This is a genomic window from Raoultibacter timonensis (assembly GCF_022845715.1).
In the GTDB taxonomy this organism is placed as follows: Bacteria; Actinomycetota; Coriobacteriia; order Coriobacteriales; family Eggerthellaceae; genus Raoultibacter; species Raoultibacter timonensis.
On the sequence record NZ_AP025564.1, the window covers coordinates 419,517 to 435,638 of the forward strand.

Genomic DNA, 16,122 nt, shown 5'->3' on the forward strand with positions numbered 1-16,122 from the left:
AAACGGGCTACTCGTCCTCTGAAACGATGGCCTCGAAGACATCGAGAAGCTGCTGGTGGCTGCTCACTTCGAGTTTCACGTAAATATGGTAGATGTGCGTTCGGGCGGTTGCCAACGAAATGAACAGGGTGTTGCTGATGGATTCCGCATTGCGTCCCCGCACCAAGAGCTTGAAGACTTCGGATTCCTTCGGCGTGAGGCCGCGCTCCTCGATGATACCCTGACAGCGTTCGTCAAGATACTGTTTGAGACTATCCGTCTGCTCGGGCGCCGTTTCGCTGCTGCTTGGTTTCGGCGCATCCGTTTCGAGGTGGGCAGCTGTGCTCAGTTCGGTACCGTAACGCGCTCTGGTCACGTAGAGGGCGGTGTAGATGAGGAAGGCGGCAACCGAAGTCACCACGAACAATTCGGTGGCGCCGAGGTCGAGGTAGAAGTACAGGGCGAAGAGAACCATATAGCCGATAAACGCCCCCGCGACATAGGGAAGCGGAACGAGCGTCGAGTGGGTGATGGGATTGAGCCTGAGCTGGTTGTTGAGGACTATTCCCAGCACGATCTTGCGCGCTTGGGCGTAGATCAGGATCGCAAGCACGATGCAGCAGCAAACGATGCGACCCTGCTCGCTCAAAAGCGGGCTGACGATCAGGAAGAAGATGGCCAGGGGCAGAAGCCTGCCGAGCAGAAGGCCAAGATCGTAATTCCTCTGATGCCTCAAAAGCGTGACGAGGATTGCGGTCAAGCCGCCAGCGATGAAGCTTATCGGCAGTATCGCGTGAGCGTGCGGACCGAAGCTCAAAACCGTGGCAACCGTGCAGCCGAGCACGATGCCCTGCACGGCATTGCTGAGCGTATCCTGCGTGATGTACGAAGAAAACTGCTGAGAATCGGTCATGAGTTGCAGCTGGTCGTCGTCTACGGATCGCAGGAGAAGCGAAACGAGCCCGGCGGCGAAGAGCGTGAGCGCGACGACGCATGCCGCAAAGGCGAGGCCGAAGGGGCGGAGCAGCACGAGCGCCGAAAGCAGCAGCGCCGAAAGCAGGAACGCAAGACAGACCTGCAGCTCGGTTTGCTTCGAGTAAAACAGGTTTCCATACAGCTCCCAGAGCGTGCGCAGCCAGCAGATGCCGAACCCGAGACCCATCCAACCGAGCGCGCCGACGAAGAGCGATCCCTCTGAGACGGCGGGTTCGATTGCCGTGAAAGCGAAGGGGACGAGCAGCACGACGGCGCCGACTAGCGCGGTGGTCGAGCGGGTTTTGAAAACCCAATCGGCGTGCTGGGACATGTAGACGTACGCCGCGCAGAAGGCGACGAAGTACAGCCCTTGGGTCGCTGCGGACTCGGCGAGCGGCAACGTTGTTGCTTCGAGAAACGTCGAGCGGAAAAACAGGCAGTAAAACTCGAGCGCGAGGCACGAGGCGAATCCGAGAATCGAAAAAGCGCACGCGATCCCCGTTGCTGCAGGGCGTGATTTCATGGCGGGCCTCTCTCTTGCGTCCCCCTGGAGGCACCCGGAAAGCAAACATCCAGATGGTAAGACATTCTCTTCTATTCTCGGAGAAAAATCAACATGCGTCTCATAAGCCGTGTATGATGCGCGTTTGACCTGCGCCACCCTATACTGCGCGGCAATGGGGGCCGCATGCGGTGCATCGCGCGAGCCGTAAGCGGAGACACCTTGGGTGCTGAAGCTGAAAAGCTGAAGCAGGACGAACGGAGGTTTGAGATGGCCGAGAAGAAGGGCGAGGAGTACAGCGGCAAAAACGTTAAGCGCCTCGACCAGTATCCTAACAACTACATCGATGAGGACGGCACGCGGTGGCGCAAGGGGCGGTGCTTCTTCTGCAGCGTTCACTGCTTGCTCTACGGTGGCGTCGATAAGAACGGTAAGCTGACTGAAATCATTCCGCTCGACGAGCAGTCGAAGCATTGCTATCGCATGGGCGAGCACGGCGAGAAGTTCATCAAATTCCATTACCATCCGGCGCGCATCAACCGACCGCTCAAGCGCATCGGAGAGCGCGGCGAGGATAAGTGGGAGGAGATATCCTACGATCAGGCGCTCGATGAGATATCGACGAAGCTCAAGGAGCTTCGCGACGAGTACGGCCCCGAAACGTTGGTGATCGCCGAGGGTACGTACCGCTCTGACCACCTGTGGGCCCGAACCCGATTCACCAACCTGTTCGGCAACCCGAGCAACATCATCGATCCCGGCACGATCTGCTGGTGCTGGACCTATACGCTCAACATGTCGATGGTGGGCTGGCCCATCGAGTGTTCGGTGCCGCCATGGGGCGCCGAAGCGGGCTCGTCGATTCTCTGGGGTGTGCGCCCCTACGAGAACGGCGGCGAGTTCTCGGGTATTTGGCGCACGATGTCGGCACCGGTCAAGCGCAAGGAAAACCCGGGGAACATGGTCGTCATCGATCCGCTGTGCACCGAAGAGGCGAAGGAATCGAGCCTGTGGCTGCCCATCATCCCGGGTACCGACCTCGCTTTGCAGCTGACCTGGATCAACTACATCATCGAAAACAAGCTCTACGACGAAGAGTTCCTCAAGTACTGGAGCAACGCGGTCTTTTTAATCCGTAAGGACATCAAGAAGCTCGTTCGACTGAGCGAGATCGAAGAAGGCGGCCTCGACGAAGACTTCGTCGTATGGGACGCGAAGCGGGACGGCCTGCTCGGGTGGTGCTCGGATGAGAACCGCTACTATGCCGATGGTGAGGTGGATGCCCAGCTCAGCGGCGAATTCGAAATCACGTTCAAGAACGGCGAAACGGTAACGTGCATCACCGCGTTCGACGAGCTCGCCGATCGCATGTCTCAGTACACGGTGGAATGGGCTTCGGGCGTCACGGGTTTGACCGAGACGAAGATCGTGCAATCGGTTACCGCGTATGCGACGGGCGGCCCGGCCTATATCGGATGGGGCCTCGGCAGCGCCGACCAGCACGGGCCGAACGGCGCCAACTCCGGCATCGCGAAAACGATGCTGCGCATCCTGACGGGCAACATCGACGTGAGGGGAGGCGAGTACATCGGGTTCCCGGGCATCATCGATGCCGATGGCGAGAAGCGCTTCCCGCTGCGCGATTCCGAATTCGAGCTTTCCGAAATGGTCACGCCCGAAGCGCGTGCCAAGTTCCTCGGCAACGACGAATACCGTCTCATGTCGTGGAAGGGCTTCGAGCCGATCGACAAGTGCTTCCGCAAGATGTTCGGCGTACCGCGCCCGATGCTCCATCAGCTGCTCGTGACGCCGCCGAAAGCATGGGACGCCATTCTGACCGGCGAACCCTATCCCGTGAAGGCGCTCATCGCGTGGAGCTCGAACCCGCTCGCATGGGCTCCGAACACCAAGCACGTGTACAAGGCGCTCAAGGCCCTCGACCTTCTCGTCGTCGTCGACTATTGGAAAACGCCGACCGCCGCGCTCGCCGACTACATCATGCCCGCCGCGGATAGCCTCGAGCGGCCGATGGCAACGACTATCGAGGACGCCTACGACATCGTCCTCATCGGAGACAAGATCATCGAGCCCGAATACGAGCGCCACGTCGATTACGATTTCTGGCGCGGATTGGGGTTGCGCTGCGGTCAGGAAGAGTACTGGCCGTGGGAAACCTACGAGGATGCGGTAGCCCACCGCCTTGCCCGAGGCGGCGTCTCCTACGAGGAAGCGATGGAGGAGGGGGCATGGGTCAACAGCAACCCCACTCCGTACAAGCATGCAGAGGTCGGACACAACGGACAGATCAAAGGCTTCGCGACGCCGTCGCGCAAGGCGGAAATATTCTCGAGCATCATCCAGGATCTCGACTACGATCCGATCCCCGAGTACAAGGAGCTCCCCGAGACGCCGGTAAGCCAGCCGGAGCTTGCGAAGGAATACCCGTTCCGCCTGGTTACGGGCGGCAGATGGAGCCCGATGCACCACTCGGAGTTCCGCGTGCCCGGGTGCGGAACCCGTGGCGTGTGGCCCAACCCGATCGTGCAGCTCCATGTAAGCGATGGGCGCAACCTCGGGATCCGCGACGGCGATTGGGTTTGGATCGAGACGAAACGCGGGCGCATCAAGCAGGTTGCCAAGCTCGAGTGGGGCATCGTGCGCGGAGTCGTTATCTGCCAGCCAAGCTGGTGGTATCCCGAGCAGCCCGCCGAAGAGCCGTGGTCGCTCGGCGTATTCGATTCGAATGCGAACGTGCTGACCGACGATGCGTACGAAACGCTCGATCCCAAGACGGGGCAATGGGTTACCCGCGGCATGCTGTGCAAGATATACCCGGTTACCGACGGCACCGATCGTGCGGATTTGGTTGAATCGATCGAGCCGTTCGTGAACGAGGATCCCAAGGGGTTCTGGAACAACACGTTCAACAAGTTGAACCATAAAGCATAGAGAAGGACGCACGTCGTTTTAAGAGCGTTGGAAGGGGGGGGGAGCCGTGGCCGCACCGATTGCATGCGTAGACCGATGGTATCTGCGCGAATTGCAGATAGATGCACGAGCATGCATCGGTTGCGGCCTGTGCGCCTCCCTGTGCCCTTCCGACGTTTTGGAAATCGACGGCGAGTGCGGCACGGTGCGCGTTGCTTTGAGGGAAGCGTGCGAGCTGTGCTACCGGTGCGAATCGGCATGCCCTGTCGGTGCCGTACGATTCGCGCACGTAGCATGCGCCCGCAAGAAAACATCGCGTGCGCCTGGCGCTGCACCAGGGCAAATTTTGTAAAGGCAGATCGAAAAGAAGGGGAGTAACATGAAAACAGGTAAGCTGTTTTACGGTTGGATACTTGCCGTGATCTTGGGCGTTTGCTACTTCATGGCGAACGGGTCGTTTCTGACGGCTGCCGCAATCGGCGGCGGTTTCATGCAGGCCGACATAGGTCTGACCGGTGCCGAGCTCGGTATGGGAACGACTATCGCCATCTGGGTGTACGGGTTCGGCTCACCCGTCATCGGTTTTTTGATCGCGAAGATCGGCGCACGCTACATGCAGGTTATCGGCGGCGCCTTGATGGTGCTGTGCTCGGCGGCGCTCATATTCTTCGTCAACGACTACATCAGCTACATCGTGACGTTTGCGGTCATGGCCTTCGCCGTGATGGCGGTGGGCGAGATTTCGGTCGACACGATCGTCCCGTCATGGTTTCATCGCCAGCGCGGACGGGCGATGACGCTCACAATGGTTATCGGCGGGTTGGGCGCGTTCGTTTCCCCGCTCATCGCCAATGCGCTCATGGGAGCAGAAGCGGGCCATTGGCGCAACATCTGGTGGTTCTTCCTCGTGGCGGGCGTGCTTGCGATCATCCTTGCGTTTACGGTGATCAGGAACAAGCCCGAGGACATGGGGCTTCTGCCCGATGGAGGCGAATCGGTTAAGGCCGAGGTGGAGGAAAAGGTCGAAGAGAAGCCTTCGAAGGTGTTCAAAACCTCCATTCCCGCAACGTTTGCGCAGACGATCAAATCGCCCGCGTTCTGGTTGCTCTCGATTTGCGGCTTGGGCGGGTACTGCTACTACGTTGCCGCGGTAAGCTTCGTCCCCGTCTACTTCCAGACGCTCGAGCTCGATCAGACCATGGTCGCGGCGGCGGTATCGTCGATGGGCCTTGCCATGATGGCGGGCAAGTTCCTCTGGGGCATCATCTCTGACCGATTCGATCCCGCGAGGCTGCTGGTGCTCTGCAACGTGTTCGTGGTGATCGGCCTGCTCGTGGGCGCGTTCGCATCGAATGCCATCATGCCGTACCTCTCGTTCATCCTTGCCGGTTTCGGCTATGGCGGCATGATGCCGCTCGTACCGACCGTGCTGGCGAACTACTTCGGACGCGATGTTCTTTCCCGCGCCGTCGGAATCGCGCAGCTCGTGTTCGGCGTGCTGTCGGGCTTCATCGCGACGATCGGCTTTGCCATCGGGGATGCGACGGGATCGCTCGTGAACGCGTTCTACGTTACGGCGGTCATCGTTGGCGTATGTGCCCTTCTCGGCATGTTCGCCCGACCGCCGAAGAATCAGCGGAACAAGTAAGCGTAGACAAGGAAGGACTATTCGGGAACACCCGTTTCTGCGAGGCCACGCTGGTTTTTGCGCAGCCTCGCAGAATGGGCGTCATACTGTTTCAATAAAGGTGCGAACATACATAGTCATTTTCTGCCAAGAGGTTAACGGGGCGAAGTACCGAAGGTCAGGGGCGTGGTATGGACGAGTCGGCATCGAAAGACGTAAGCGCAAAGCGGGCAGCGGATGAAACCCTCGGCGGTTTTCGGTTAACCGCCCTCATCGTCACCATCATTATCGGTGGCGGGGTTTTTACGCTGGCGGGGGATCAGGCTGCGGGGGGAGCCAGCGGCTATGCGATCATGACGGCATGGGGGATTTCGGGCGTTGGCGTGCTGTGCCTCGTCCTCTCGTTTTATGCGCTCTCCCGCATAAAACCCGAGCTCAAAGGCGGCATCTACAGCTATGCGAACGCGGGGTTCGGGGATTTCGTCGGGTTCAACAGCGCGTGGGGGTACTGGATCAGCGTTCTGCTCTGCACGGTGAGCTTCCTCGCCTTGCTGTTCGGCGCCCTTACGTACTTCTTCCCGATTTTCGGGGGCGGCAACAACCTCTATTCGGCCATCGGGGCATCGGTGCTTATCTGGTTCTACGTGTTCCTTGCATCGCGGGGCATCAAAGAGGTGACCGGCATCAACGTGGTCATCACCATTTCGAAGGTCGTGCCGATATTCGTGGCCATCTTCGCGATCATTTTCTTCCAGAAGTTCGATCCGGCCTTGTTCGTTTCGAACCTGACGAACGGCGCGGTGACCGACATGCCGTTCTGGAACCAGGTCAGCAGCACGATGATGATCACCATCTGGGTGTTCGTCGGCATCGAGGGCGCCGTTGCCGTTTCGGGGCGCGCCAAAAGGGAAAAAGACGTTGGCAGGGCCACGGTCACGGCGTTTGTCTGCGTGTTCATCATCTACCTCATGGTGTCGATGCTTTCGATGGGGGTGCTGCCCCTATCCGAACTTGCAACGCTCGAAAACCCCGCGCTTGCGGGCGTTATGGAAGCGGCTGTGGGGCCGTGGGGTGCGCTGCTCGTCAACTGCGGCGTCGTGCTCTCGCTTATCGGTGCCGTCCTGGGTTCGACCATGGTTTCGAGCGAATCGCCGTTCGAGGCTGCGCAGCAGGGCGTGTTCATCAAGGCGTTCGCCAAGACGAACAAGAGGGGCGCGCCGATCGTCACGCTTATCGTCACGAACATCATCATAGAGCTCTTCCTGGTGGCTATGATCTTCTCCGAGCAGACCTACCAGTTCTTCTACTCTATTTCATCGGGCATGATCCTGCTTCCGTACCTGCTTTCGGCAGCCTATTTCGCAAAGCTCACGTTTACCGAGCGGGAGGCGTTCGAAGGCAGGGTGGGCGGCAGTCTCCTCCTTTGGCGCGTGCTTGCGATCGTGGGCGTTGTGTACAGCCTCTTCATCGCGTACGCGAGCGGCCCGATCGGCCTGACGATCATGTCGCTTCTCTACGCGCCCGGCATTCTCATGTACATCAAGGGCAAGAGGGAGCGCAAGGAGCCCTACCTGCAAAGCACGCGCGACAAGATCGTCGTGGCGGTTATCCTCGTTGCTGCGGTGACATCGATCTCGCTGCTTGCGACAGGGTGGGTGAGCTTGTAGGAGGTTGCTTGCCGTTCGACTGCGGCATGTCCGCCAACCGCCTCCGTGCGACGATTTTCAGCGCATTCTGATATCGCCGAGTCAAGCGACCAGGCATAAGGAACGCCATCCCGTTTTAGAGCGCTCAAATAACGTCGCACGGAGGCGGTTGGCGGACATCGGGCGACGCGCGCGGGTTGGCTGGCCGGAGGGGACCTGCCGGATATCGGCAAGCCTGCGCTTGCGCCCGCCGCCGCATGATCTGCCGCAAACCGCCATCGGCTCGGGGTCGTACGGGGCTTTGGGCGCTGGGCCGCCGTGGGCGCAATACAGGAAAATGCCGATGGTGGTCTGGCAGCGGGAGCTGGGCGCTCGGAGTCTCCAATGCTTTCGGGTCTCGCTTAATGGTCTGCTTCGTATTTTCGGGGGCGTAGCATCATGATTATCTCCTGCTGCGAGTGAACATCTATTTTTTGATAGATTCTATAGGTATGGGTCTTAACGGTGCTCGGCGAGATGACGAGCATATTTGCAATGGAGTCGCTGTTGTAGCCGCATGCGAGCAGGAAGAAGATTTCTTGTTCTCTCGGAGTGAAGCCATGGCACTCTGCAAGTGCAGTGCACTTCTTCTTGAACGAGCGCTCCTCCTCTTCGCTTTGCGCTACCCAAGGTGTGACGATGCCGTCCTCCAGATCATAGGAGATGCCTTCCTTGAACGAAATGCCCAAATTAAACGGAAGGAGTGCGTAGGTTCCGATTACGAAGACTGCGACTAAGCCTCCTACGACGATAAGATTTAGCTGCAGAGTAACGCAGAGGCAACCTAGGCACAATCCGCAAGCGAATCCGAGCATAGGGGGGAAGCGGCCTCTCGAGATGTTCGAGAGGATGTCTATGCCGAAGCACCGTCCCGAGGTGATAAGAAACGTGGTATTCGAGTGGCCTTGGTAGAAGAACAGCAGTATCGAAATCGCAAAGATCGCGGTTTGGACGTATGGATCGTCCACGGAAATTCCGAAGAGCATGGCAATGCTTGCTGGGAGATATATTCTGGCCATTTGCCCAGTCGTTCCTGCAAAATACCTTCTCTGCAAGGGGAGTGTGACATTCAGCGCGAAGGCGGCGGCTACCGTTATCGTGATAACTTCCGGTGACCAAGATGAGAACGTGACGCATATGCAGAATCCAAGTGCCATCAACTGGAAAAACAAGGCCAAGTGCATTTTAAAATCAAGATGAACATCCTGATCCGTCTGGTCCGTATCTTTCCGAACTCTTTCATCCTTGCTTTTTGGAAGAATGAGGTACAGCAGTGCCGAAACTGCATTCATCGATACGAATACCATGCCCGAAACGGCTTCGCTAAGCCAAAGAACCACTATGAGGATGACCAGTCCGAGTGAGAGGCCCCATGTCGTATAGGCGAGCATCGGCTCGATTTCCGCCGATGCGGCGCTATGCCACCGAAACATCCCTATGCCGGTGCATATGCCCATGAGTCCCGTTGTGGCAGCCGTAGCGATGGCGATGGTCTTGTCGGCGTAATACTGACCTTCGTGCAGGTATTGGATGGAGATAGCCATCACGATAGGTAAAGCAGAGACGACCAGGAACACAACATCACCTGCGGTGCGGGTGCTAACCAGCAGCTTGCGCAAACGGCTGAAGCGCATGATGAAGTGAACGAGCGCTACAGCAAGAAAATACGAGATCGTTGCGACTGCGAAAAAGGCCTCATTGAGATGCAGCGCGTTTCCCAGCATGCCCGCTTCCGTTGCGAACATGAATCCGAAGCCGAACATGTAGAAGATCTTTTTCATGCTGATCGAATAGCTTAACTGATCGGCATCTTCCGGCTTGCTCACCCTGTATGGACTTTGAACAGGTCTTTTATCTTTGTAATACAAAAAGACTACCCCCTAAATGACAAAGTTACACTCGCTCGCTTGATGCCCGACAGGCGGTTTACGCCTAATTTGAGGGCATCCGAATACTTGTCGGGATACGGGTCGGAATCCGAAAGGTTTATGGGAGGCAGCATGAGCATAGAGGATTCAGACCTTCTTAGTCAACGGACGGAGGTGACGATTCCAGAAAGTCGATCAATCCAAAGGCTACTTGAGCACTCGTTTGTTTTGGGGAAACATGAGGAGGATTTGAGCGGATGTCTACTTTTATGGGGAAGAGGGGGATTGGGATAATCATCGCGGTTCTTGCCTTTGCGGCGGCGTGTCTTATCCCCCCTGCCGAGACGCTTTCAAGAGAAGGCCTTCTCAGTCTCGGCGTTCTTGTTGCTGGCGTGGCAATGTGGGTATGCGATTCGTTCCCTGTTGGCGTCACCGGCATTATCATCTTAGCTGTCGGCGCAATTCTTGGGGCTGCTCCGGCGTCAACTGTTTTCAGCGGGTTCGGTGCTTCGACGACGATATTCGTTATGACGGTGTTCGCGTTGACTACCGCGTTCAATAAGTCACAGCTTTCGAACCGACTTGTCGGCGTTGTGGTTCACTGGTCGAAGGGCAATACCCGCAAGCTCGTACTGGGCGTCATGTGCGTTACGGCGCTCGTTTCGATGGTCATGAGCGATTCGGCTGTTATCGCGCTGTTCTTCGGCTTGTCCATCTCGCTTCTCAAGGCGCTCGATCTTTACAAGAAGAAATCCAATTTTGCTAAGTGCCTGTTCATCGGGGTCCCCTTTGCGGGAGTTACGGGTGGACTCGCCACTCCTGCCGGTAACGCCACCAATATTGCAGCCGTCGGCATGCTCGAGGCGGCAACCGGGCAGCAGATTTCGTTTCTCGGTTGGATGATCATCGGAGTTCCTATCGCAGCCGCAATGATCCTTGTGTTGTGGCTTTCGGTCACCTTTGTTTTCAAGCCGGAGTCTTTGGGGCGGGATAAAATCGAGCGACTCTACGAATCGGTGAAATCATACGGGCCGTTTCTCGTTGAGGAAAAAAAGACCCTGTGTATCATTCTCGGCGTGCCGATTCTTTGGATCTTGGGTACATGGTTCCCTCTATTCAACATGACGGTTATCTCCGTTCTTGCCATGGGCCTTATGCTTGCACCTGGTTTTAACTTGCTCACGTTTGATGAGTATCAAAAAGGCACCCCATGGAACGTAGTCATTATGGTCGGTGCAATGATCTCTATGGGTACCTTGCTCGGAAGTACCGGGGGATCGCAATTCATCGGCGATATCGTGCTTTCGATGGGATTTGCCGATATGAGCATCGTACTTGCTTTGTTTGTTCTCGGTCTAGTCCTGTACTTTTTGCACACCGTTATGCCGATCGGTCCCGGATTCGTTCCTGTGTTCTTCCTTCCGCTGGTCACTATTTGCACCGCTGCAGGCTTGAATCCTATTTCAGCTGCAGTGATGATGTCAGCCATTATCGGCGGCAACTATCTGTTTCCGATCAATCCGACTATCGCGATTACGTACAACGAAGATACCTACGAGATCAAGGACATGTTCAAAGCAGGCATCGTTCCCGTATTCGTGCTCTGCCTGGTCATGGCGCTGTGGATCCCGTTTATTACCGATGCCTTGACGAACGTCGGTATGTTGTACGCGGTTTAGGTGGTGCTCTGATGTGTTACGGATGCAGGAGGTGCGGCAAATGCGGAAAACTTGAGGCGATGAGAGGCAAGCGGCCGGCAGCCAGGTGTTGGAAATGCGGGAAGCCTGTTATCGAAGCCGATGTGGTGAGGTGTCCTTCATGTGAGGTTCGGCTCGTGCCGGAGTCTCCGGAGATGCCCGGCAAGCCACACCGTAGGCAATGAGAAGGCGAGGCTTCAATCGAGGGAAACCTCATTTGTTGGCAAGGGAAATGAAGAGAGAAAGGAAGGTTGATATGTCAGAGAAAGAGCCTCTGCACGTTATCAAGGTAGAGCATACTCACCCCTATCGGTACGATGAGGATGGCTTTACCGTTACGCGCGGCAATGCATGGTCTGCTCCCGGGTGCCATCTCGGCTGCGGTGTCATCATGTACTCGGACGGAGACAAGTTGGTTAAGGTGGAGGGCGATCCTGAGCACCCGTACAATCAGGGGCGCCTGTGCGTTCGCTGCCTTGCGGTTCCCGAGGCGGTAAATAGTCCCGATCGTCTTCTGTATCCTTTGAAACGCTCCCGCGAAAACCGTGGCAAGAATGTATTTGAGCGCATCACATGGGATGAAGCGCTCGATACTATCGAAGAGCGCTTCAAATACTATAAGGAAAATTTCGGTGCCGAGTCGGTTCAGTTCTGGCAGGGTACCGGTCGCGACATTGCCGCTTGGATTTCGCGCCTCGCATGGTCGTTTGGTTCTCCGAACTACACCTTCAACATAAACGCGCACTCGTGCTATTCTCCCCGCATCTTCGCATGCTCCTTTACGACCGGTACGTTCTGGGTGGGCGATTACTCTCAGCAGTTCGCCGATCGTTTCGACAATCCTGAGTGGAAATGCCCGGATGTTACCCTCGTGTGGGGAAATGAGCCCTTGGCGGCAAACTCCGATGGGGCATACGGTCATTGGGTGCTCGATGTGCTTGAGCGCGGCTCCAAGCTTATCGTCGTCGACCCGCGTTTGACGTGGCTTGCCGCGAAGGCCGATATTTGGCTCCAGTTGCGACCTGGAACCGATTGCGCGGTGGCGCTGGGTATGGCGAACTATGTAATCAAGGAAGATCTCTATGATCACGAGTTCGTTGACATGTGGTGCTACGGCTTCGATGAGTTCGCCGAGCATGTGGGCGAGTGGACTCCCGAGCGCACCGAAGAGGTTACGGGTGTCGCCGCTGAGAAAATAGCCGCCGCCGCCCGCTTGTATGCGCAGGCCGATGCGGGTTTGGTTCAATGGGGCGTCGCACTTGATCAGCGTATCGACAATCTGGAAAACGGTCGTGCGATCGTGTGCCTGATGGCCCTTACCGGCAACTTCGACAAACCTGGTACCATGATCCAGCCTCCCGAGCTCTTGAAGTACATCACGGGATGGGGCCGCGAGTGGTTGACTCCCGAGCAGGACGAGAAGCGCCTTGGTGCGAATTACCACCCTGCGGTTCGCGTTGGTTCGGGGGCTGCCGGCTCGTCGGACTGTATCGAGGCCCTGCTCACCGGCAAGCCATATCCCATCAAGGCCGTCTGGATGCAGTCGATCAACTCTCTCGCTTGCGGTGGTGCGGATACCGAAGTTACCATGAAGGCTTTTAACAACTCGGAGTTCAACGTTGTGGCCGATCTGTTCATGACGCCCACCGCTATGGCTTTTGCCGATATTGTACTGCCCATCGCGATGTTCCCCGAGCGCAACGGCATTCGCTGCGGCGATGGCTGTCAACGGGGCGAAACCATCAATCAAGCCGTCTCTCCTGCGGGAGAGTGCCGAAGCGATATGGAGGTGAATCTCGAGCTCGGACGCCGTTTTAATCCCGAAGCGTGGCCGTGGGAGAACGTCGAGCAGATGTTCTCGAGCATCGTCGAGGAGACTGGCTACACCTTTGAGGAGTTGCGCGACGTTGCGCCGGCGTACCTGCCTTTCGAGTATGGTCTGCATGAGAAGGGAAAACTCCGTAAAGACGGCGGAGTTGGATTCCCGACTACGACGGGACGCATTGAGCTGTGGTCCCATGCGTTCAACAATATCGGCATGGATCCCATGCCCACCTATTACGAACAGGATAACTCGCCGATGTCTGCGCCTGAACTTTGCGAGGAGTTCCCCTACATCCTGAGCACCGGTGCTCGCCAGTGGGGCTACTTCCATTCCGAACATCGTCAGGTACCGCACCTACGTGCGCTTCACCCCGAGCCCACGGTGCAAATAAACCCCGAGGACCTCGCGGACCTCGGTTTCGAAGAGGGGCAATGGGTCTGGCTTGAAGGACCGATCGGAAAAACGGGCCGTACGGGTCGATGCAAGCGCAAGGTTGAAGCGTATCCGGGTATGGCAAGGGGCGTCATGTGTACGGAGCACGGTTGGTGGCATCCGGAAGGCGATCCGGAGAAGCTCTACGATGCTCTCGAGCTCAATTGCAACAACCTTATCACGTGGGATTACGGAACAACGGGGTGGGGCGCCAACCATAAAGCCCTCGCTTGCAGAGTATGCCCGGTAAAGGATGGTGAGTAACATGTCGAAGAAAGGCCTTTTGGTAAGCTACAACTGGTGTACGGGCTGCCATTCCTGCGAGATCGCATGTCAAATGGAAAACGGGCTGCCCGTCGACCAATTCGGTATCAAGGTATCCCAAATCGGTCCATGGCAATACGGCGAGGACAAGTGGCAATACGCTTATATTCCCACCATAACTGATCAGTGCACGTTGTGCGGCAAGCGCGTCGAGAAAGGCAAGCTGCCCTCCTGCGTGCAGCACTGTCAGGCGAAATGCTTGAAGATCGTATCGGAAGAAGAAGCTGCTGCGGCTATCGCCGAGAACGGCAAACAGCTTTTCATGACGCTTTAGCGCGAGTTCATCGGAGGGACGGTCCTGGAAGGTTTCAAATCCTTCCAGGACCGTTTGGAAAAACAAAGGAGCCCTCTAGTTGCTCGGGAGGTACGAGGCATGCCGGTCGAAACGATCATCACGATAGTGCTTGCAGCGGCTCTTGTCTTGAGCGTCACGTTGCACATGCTCGCCAAGCGCGCGAAAGCCTCTTCGGAGGAGGTTTCTTGCGAAAACGGATTGGGTGAGGGGGGCCAAGCGGGGAGGATGCAAGGAGAGTTCGGCCTTCCCGCTGACTCTAAGGGCTTGGATTCGGACTACGCGGCAACGAAGGCGATTCTTAACGCCGTGTTGTCCGAAGGCAAGAGTCGATCCGCTGATCGCAGAAGGTAAATTGCATGCCGCATAAGTCTTATCGATTCGTGCGGTGAAAGAATTTGAAAGGGGATGTAACATGGTCAAAAGAATGATAGGCGTAGTGTGCTTTGCGATCTGCATTGTTCTGGGATCCACTTTGCAGTTCGAAGGTCTGACACCTGAAGGCTGCAAAGCTCTGTTTACGCTTCTCGGTTCGGTATTTTTGTGGGTATGCGGATCGTTCCCGCTTGGCGTTGCCGGTCTGCTCGGCGTGCTTACCCTGATTGTTACGGGTGCTGGCGATGTGAATGCAGTTCTAGCCGGGTTCATGAACTCGGCGGTACTCTTCCTCATCTTCTGCTTTAGCTTTGGCGTGCTTTTCGAAAAGACTACCTTCTCCGATAAGATCGTCGGATTTATTCTGAAGGCGTGCAAAGGCAATTCGAAGGTCTTGCTTTTAGGCTTTCTGTTTGCTGCTACGTTTGTTTCCTATTTCATGCACAATCTGGTCGTTATCGCCGTCTTGTTGCCCATCGGCTGTCGCGTCCTTGAGACTCTCGGCCAAGAGAAGCTGAAATCAAACCTTGGTAAGGGCATGATGATCGGTCTGGGTATGTGCGCAATGATCGGTGGCTGCGGTACCCCCATCGGAGCTTCCATGAACGTTTTGGTGCTGGGCCTTCTCGAAAACATGGTTGGTTACACGATCAACTTCGGGCAGTGGTGCATCGTGGCTGTTCCTGCGACTATCGTCATGACGCTTGCGGTTTATTTCGCTTTCCTTGTTATTTGCAAGCCCGAAGAGCTCGATCCTAAAAAAGTCGAGCAGGTTGTTGCAGATTTTGCCAAGCTTCCGGCAACGACAAACCGAGAGAAAGCAATCCTCGCCGTTATGATCCTCATGGTGGTCATGATGGTATTGGGCACTTGGGTTCCTATGTTTACCATTATGAACGTTGGTCTGTTCTTCTTGGTTATCTGCACCTTCCCCGGTGTCAACTTCCTTACGTGGGACGAAATCAACAAGGGCATGAACTGGCAGGTTCTCGTTATGTTTGGCTGTGTGAACTGCATGGTCGGTATGATGCTCGGCACTGGTGCCGTTGCGTGGTTGTCCGGCCTGCTTTCCGGCCTGCTTTCCGGCCTTCCGGTTATCGCTATCCTGCTTCTGTTTGGCGTTATCACTCAGATTCTGCATAACTTCTGCCCGGTCGGCCCTGCTCTGTGCGCCATGGTGTTTCCGGCGTTTGCCGGCATCGCCCTGGCTGTGGGTGGGTTCCCCGTTGCAGTTGTTGCGTTCATCTGCGTGTTTTCTTTGGGGGCTGCATACTTCCTTCCGATCAACCTTCCTTTGCTCGTCGCGCAGGGCTCTGGTTATTGGGAGACGAAGGATTGCTTGATTCCGGGCCTTGTGCCGACCGTTGTCATGATCGTTCTCATGGCTGTTTGGTTCCCGGCTGCGTTTAGCATGCTCGGATTCGCGTAACCCCCTCGCTTTGAGCGGTTGCTGGTAAGTGGCCAGTCGGAAGAAACGGCTTCTTCCGACTGGCCACGTTTTCTCTCGATCGCCTTGCAGCGCGAAAGCGAGAGCGCTGAACCTTGCACCGCACAGCGCTTTTCCTATGCGCAGTCCATCTCTTGGATGCGGCAGCCCAAGGTCCTGTATTCCC

General features: G+C 56.7%; 11 protein-coding genes. 9 read left to right on the plus strand and 2 right to left on the minus strand.

Annotated features, from left to right (window positions below; genetic code table 11):
- Nucleotides 1-7 precede the first annotated feature (7 nt).
- Nucleotides 8-1,477 (minus strand): helix-turn-helix domain-containing protein, encoded by a 1,470-nt coding sequence (locus tag MWL89_RS01700; protein WP_244411521.1) that lies wholly within the window; start codon nucleotides 1,475-1,477, stop codon nucleotides 8-10.
- 249 nt (nucleotides 1,478-1,726) lie between these two features.
- Here MWL89_RS01700 and MWL89_RS01705 point away from each other — a divergent pair, with 249 nt between their 5' ends.
- The 4 genes from MWL89_RS01705 to MWL89_RS01715 all read left to right on the plus strand — a co-directional run bounded on the left by MWL89_RS01705 (nucleotide 1,727) and on the right by MWL89_RS01715 (nucleotide 7,678).
- Nucleotides 1,727-4,405: a molybdopterin-containing oxidoreductase family protein gene (locus MWL89_RS01705; protein ID WP_244411522.1), complete on the plus strand. Its 2,679-nt coding sequence runs from the start codon at nucleotides 1,727-1,729 to the stop codon at nucleotides 4,403-4,405.
- Between the two features lie 46 nt (nucleotides 4,406-4,451).
- Nucleotides 4,452-4,736, plus strand: a complete 285-nt coding sequence (locus MWL89_RS16375; RefSeq protein ID WP_180995166.1) for a 4Fe-4S dicluster domain-containing protein — start codon at nucleotides 4,452-4,454, stop codon at nucleotides 4,734-4,736.
- 27 nt (nucleotides 4,737-4,763) lie between these two features.
- Nucleotides 4,764-6,032 carry an MFS transporter gene (locus MWL89_RS01710; protein WP_102379316.1) on the plus strand — a complete coding sequence of 423 codons (1,269 nt, stop codon included), beginning with the start codon at nucleotides 4,764-4,766 and terminating at the stop codon, nucleotides 6,030-6,032.
- A 170-nt stretch (nucleotides 6,033-6,202) separates the two neighbouring features.
- On the plus strand, nucleotides 6,203-7,678 hold the full coding sequence (locus MWL89_RS01715) for a basic amino acid/polyamine antiporter (RefSeq protein ID WP_244411523.1): 1,476 nt from the start codon (nucleotides 6,203-6,205) through the stop codon (nucleotides 7,676-7,678).
- A gap of 380 nt (nucleotides 7,679-8,058) precedes the next feature.
- Here MWL89_RS01715 and MWL89_RS01720 read toward each other — a convergent pair whose 3' ends face one another.
- Nucleotides 8,059-9,564, minus strand: a complete 1,506-nt coding sequence (locus MWL89_RS01720) for a helix-turn-helix transcriptional regulator (RefSeq protein WP_244411524.1) — start codon at nucleotides 9,562-9,564, stop codon at nucleotides 8,059-8,061.
- A gap of 257 nt (nucleotides 9,565-9,821) precedes the next feature.
- Here MWL89_RS01720 and MWL89_RS01725 point away from each other — a divergent pair, with 257 nt between their 5' ends.
- The 5 genes from MWL89_RS01725 (at nucleotide 9,822) to MWL89_RS01745 (ending at nucleotide 15,938) form a co-directional block, all read left to right on the plus strand.
- A complete protein-coding gene (locus MWL89_RS01725; RefSeq protein WP_244411525.1) occupies nucleotides 9,822-11,243 on the plus strand; it encodes an SLC13 family permease in 1,422 nt (473 codons plus the stop codon).
- Nucleotides 11,244-11,517: 274 nt separating this feature from the next.
- The gene (locus MWL89_RS01730) at nucleotides 11,518-13,782 is read left to right on the plus strand and encodes a molybdopterin-dependent oxidoreductase (protein WP_244411526.1); all 2,265 of its coding nucleotides are present in this window, start codon (nucleotides 11,518-11,520) and stop codon (nucleotides 13,780-13,782) included.
- A gap of 1 nt (nucleotide 13,783) precedes the next feature.
- The gene (locus MWL89_RS01735; RefSeq protein ID WP_102379311.1) at nucleotides 13,784-14,116 is read left to right on the plus strand and encodes a 4Fe-4S dicluster domain-containing protein; all 333 of its coding nucleotides are present in this window, start codon (nucleotides 13,784-13,786) and stop codon (nucleotides 14,114-14,116) included.
- Between the two features lie 99 nt (nucleotides 14,117-14,215).
- The gene (locus tag MWL89_RS01740) at nucleotides 14,216-14,488 is read left to right on the plus strand and encodes a hypothetical protein (protein WP_244411527.1); all 273 of its coding nucleotides are present in this window, start codon (nucleotides 14,216-14,218) and stop codon (nucleotides 14,486-14,488) included.
- A gap of 61 nt (nucleotides 14,489-14,549) precedes the next feature.
- Nucleotides 14,550-15,938: an SLC13 family permease gene (locus tag MWL89_RS01745; RefSeq protein WP_102379310.1), complete on the plus strand. Its 1,389-nt coding sequence runs from the start codon at nucleotides 14,550-14,552 to the stop codon at nucleotides 15,936-15,938.
- The last annotated feature ends 184 nt before the right edge of the window (nucleotides 15,939-16,122 follow it).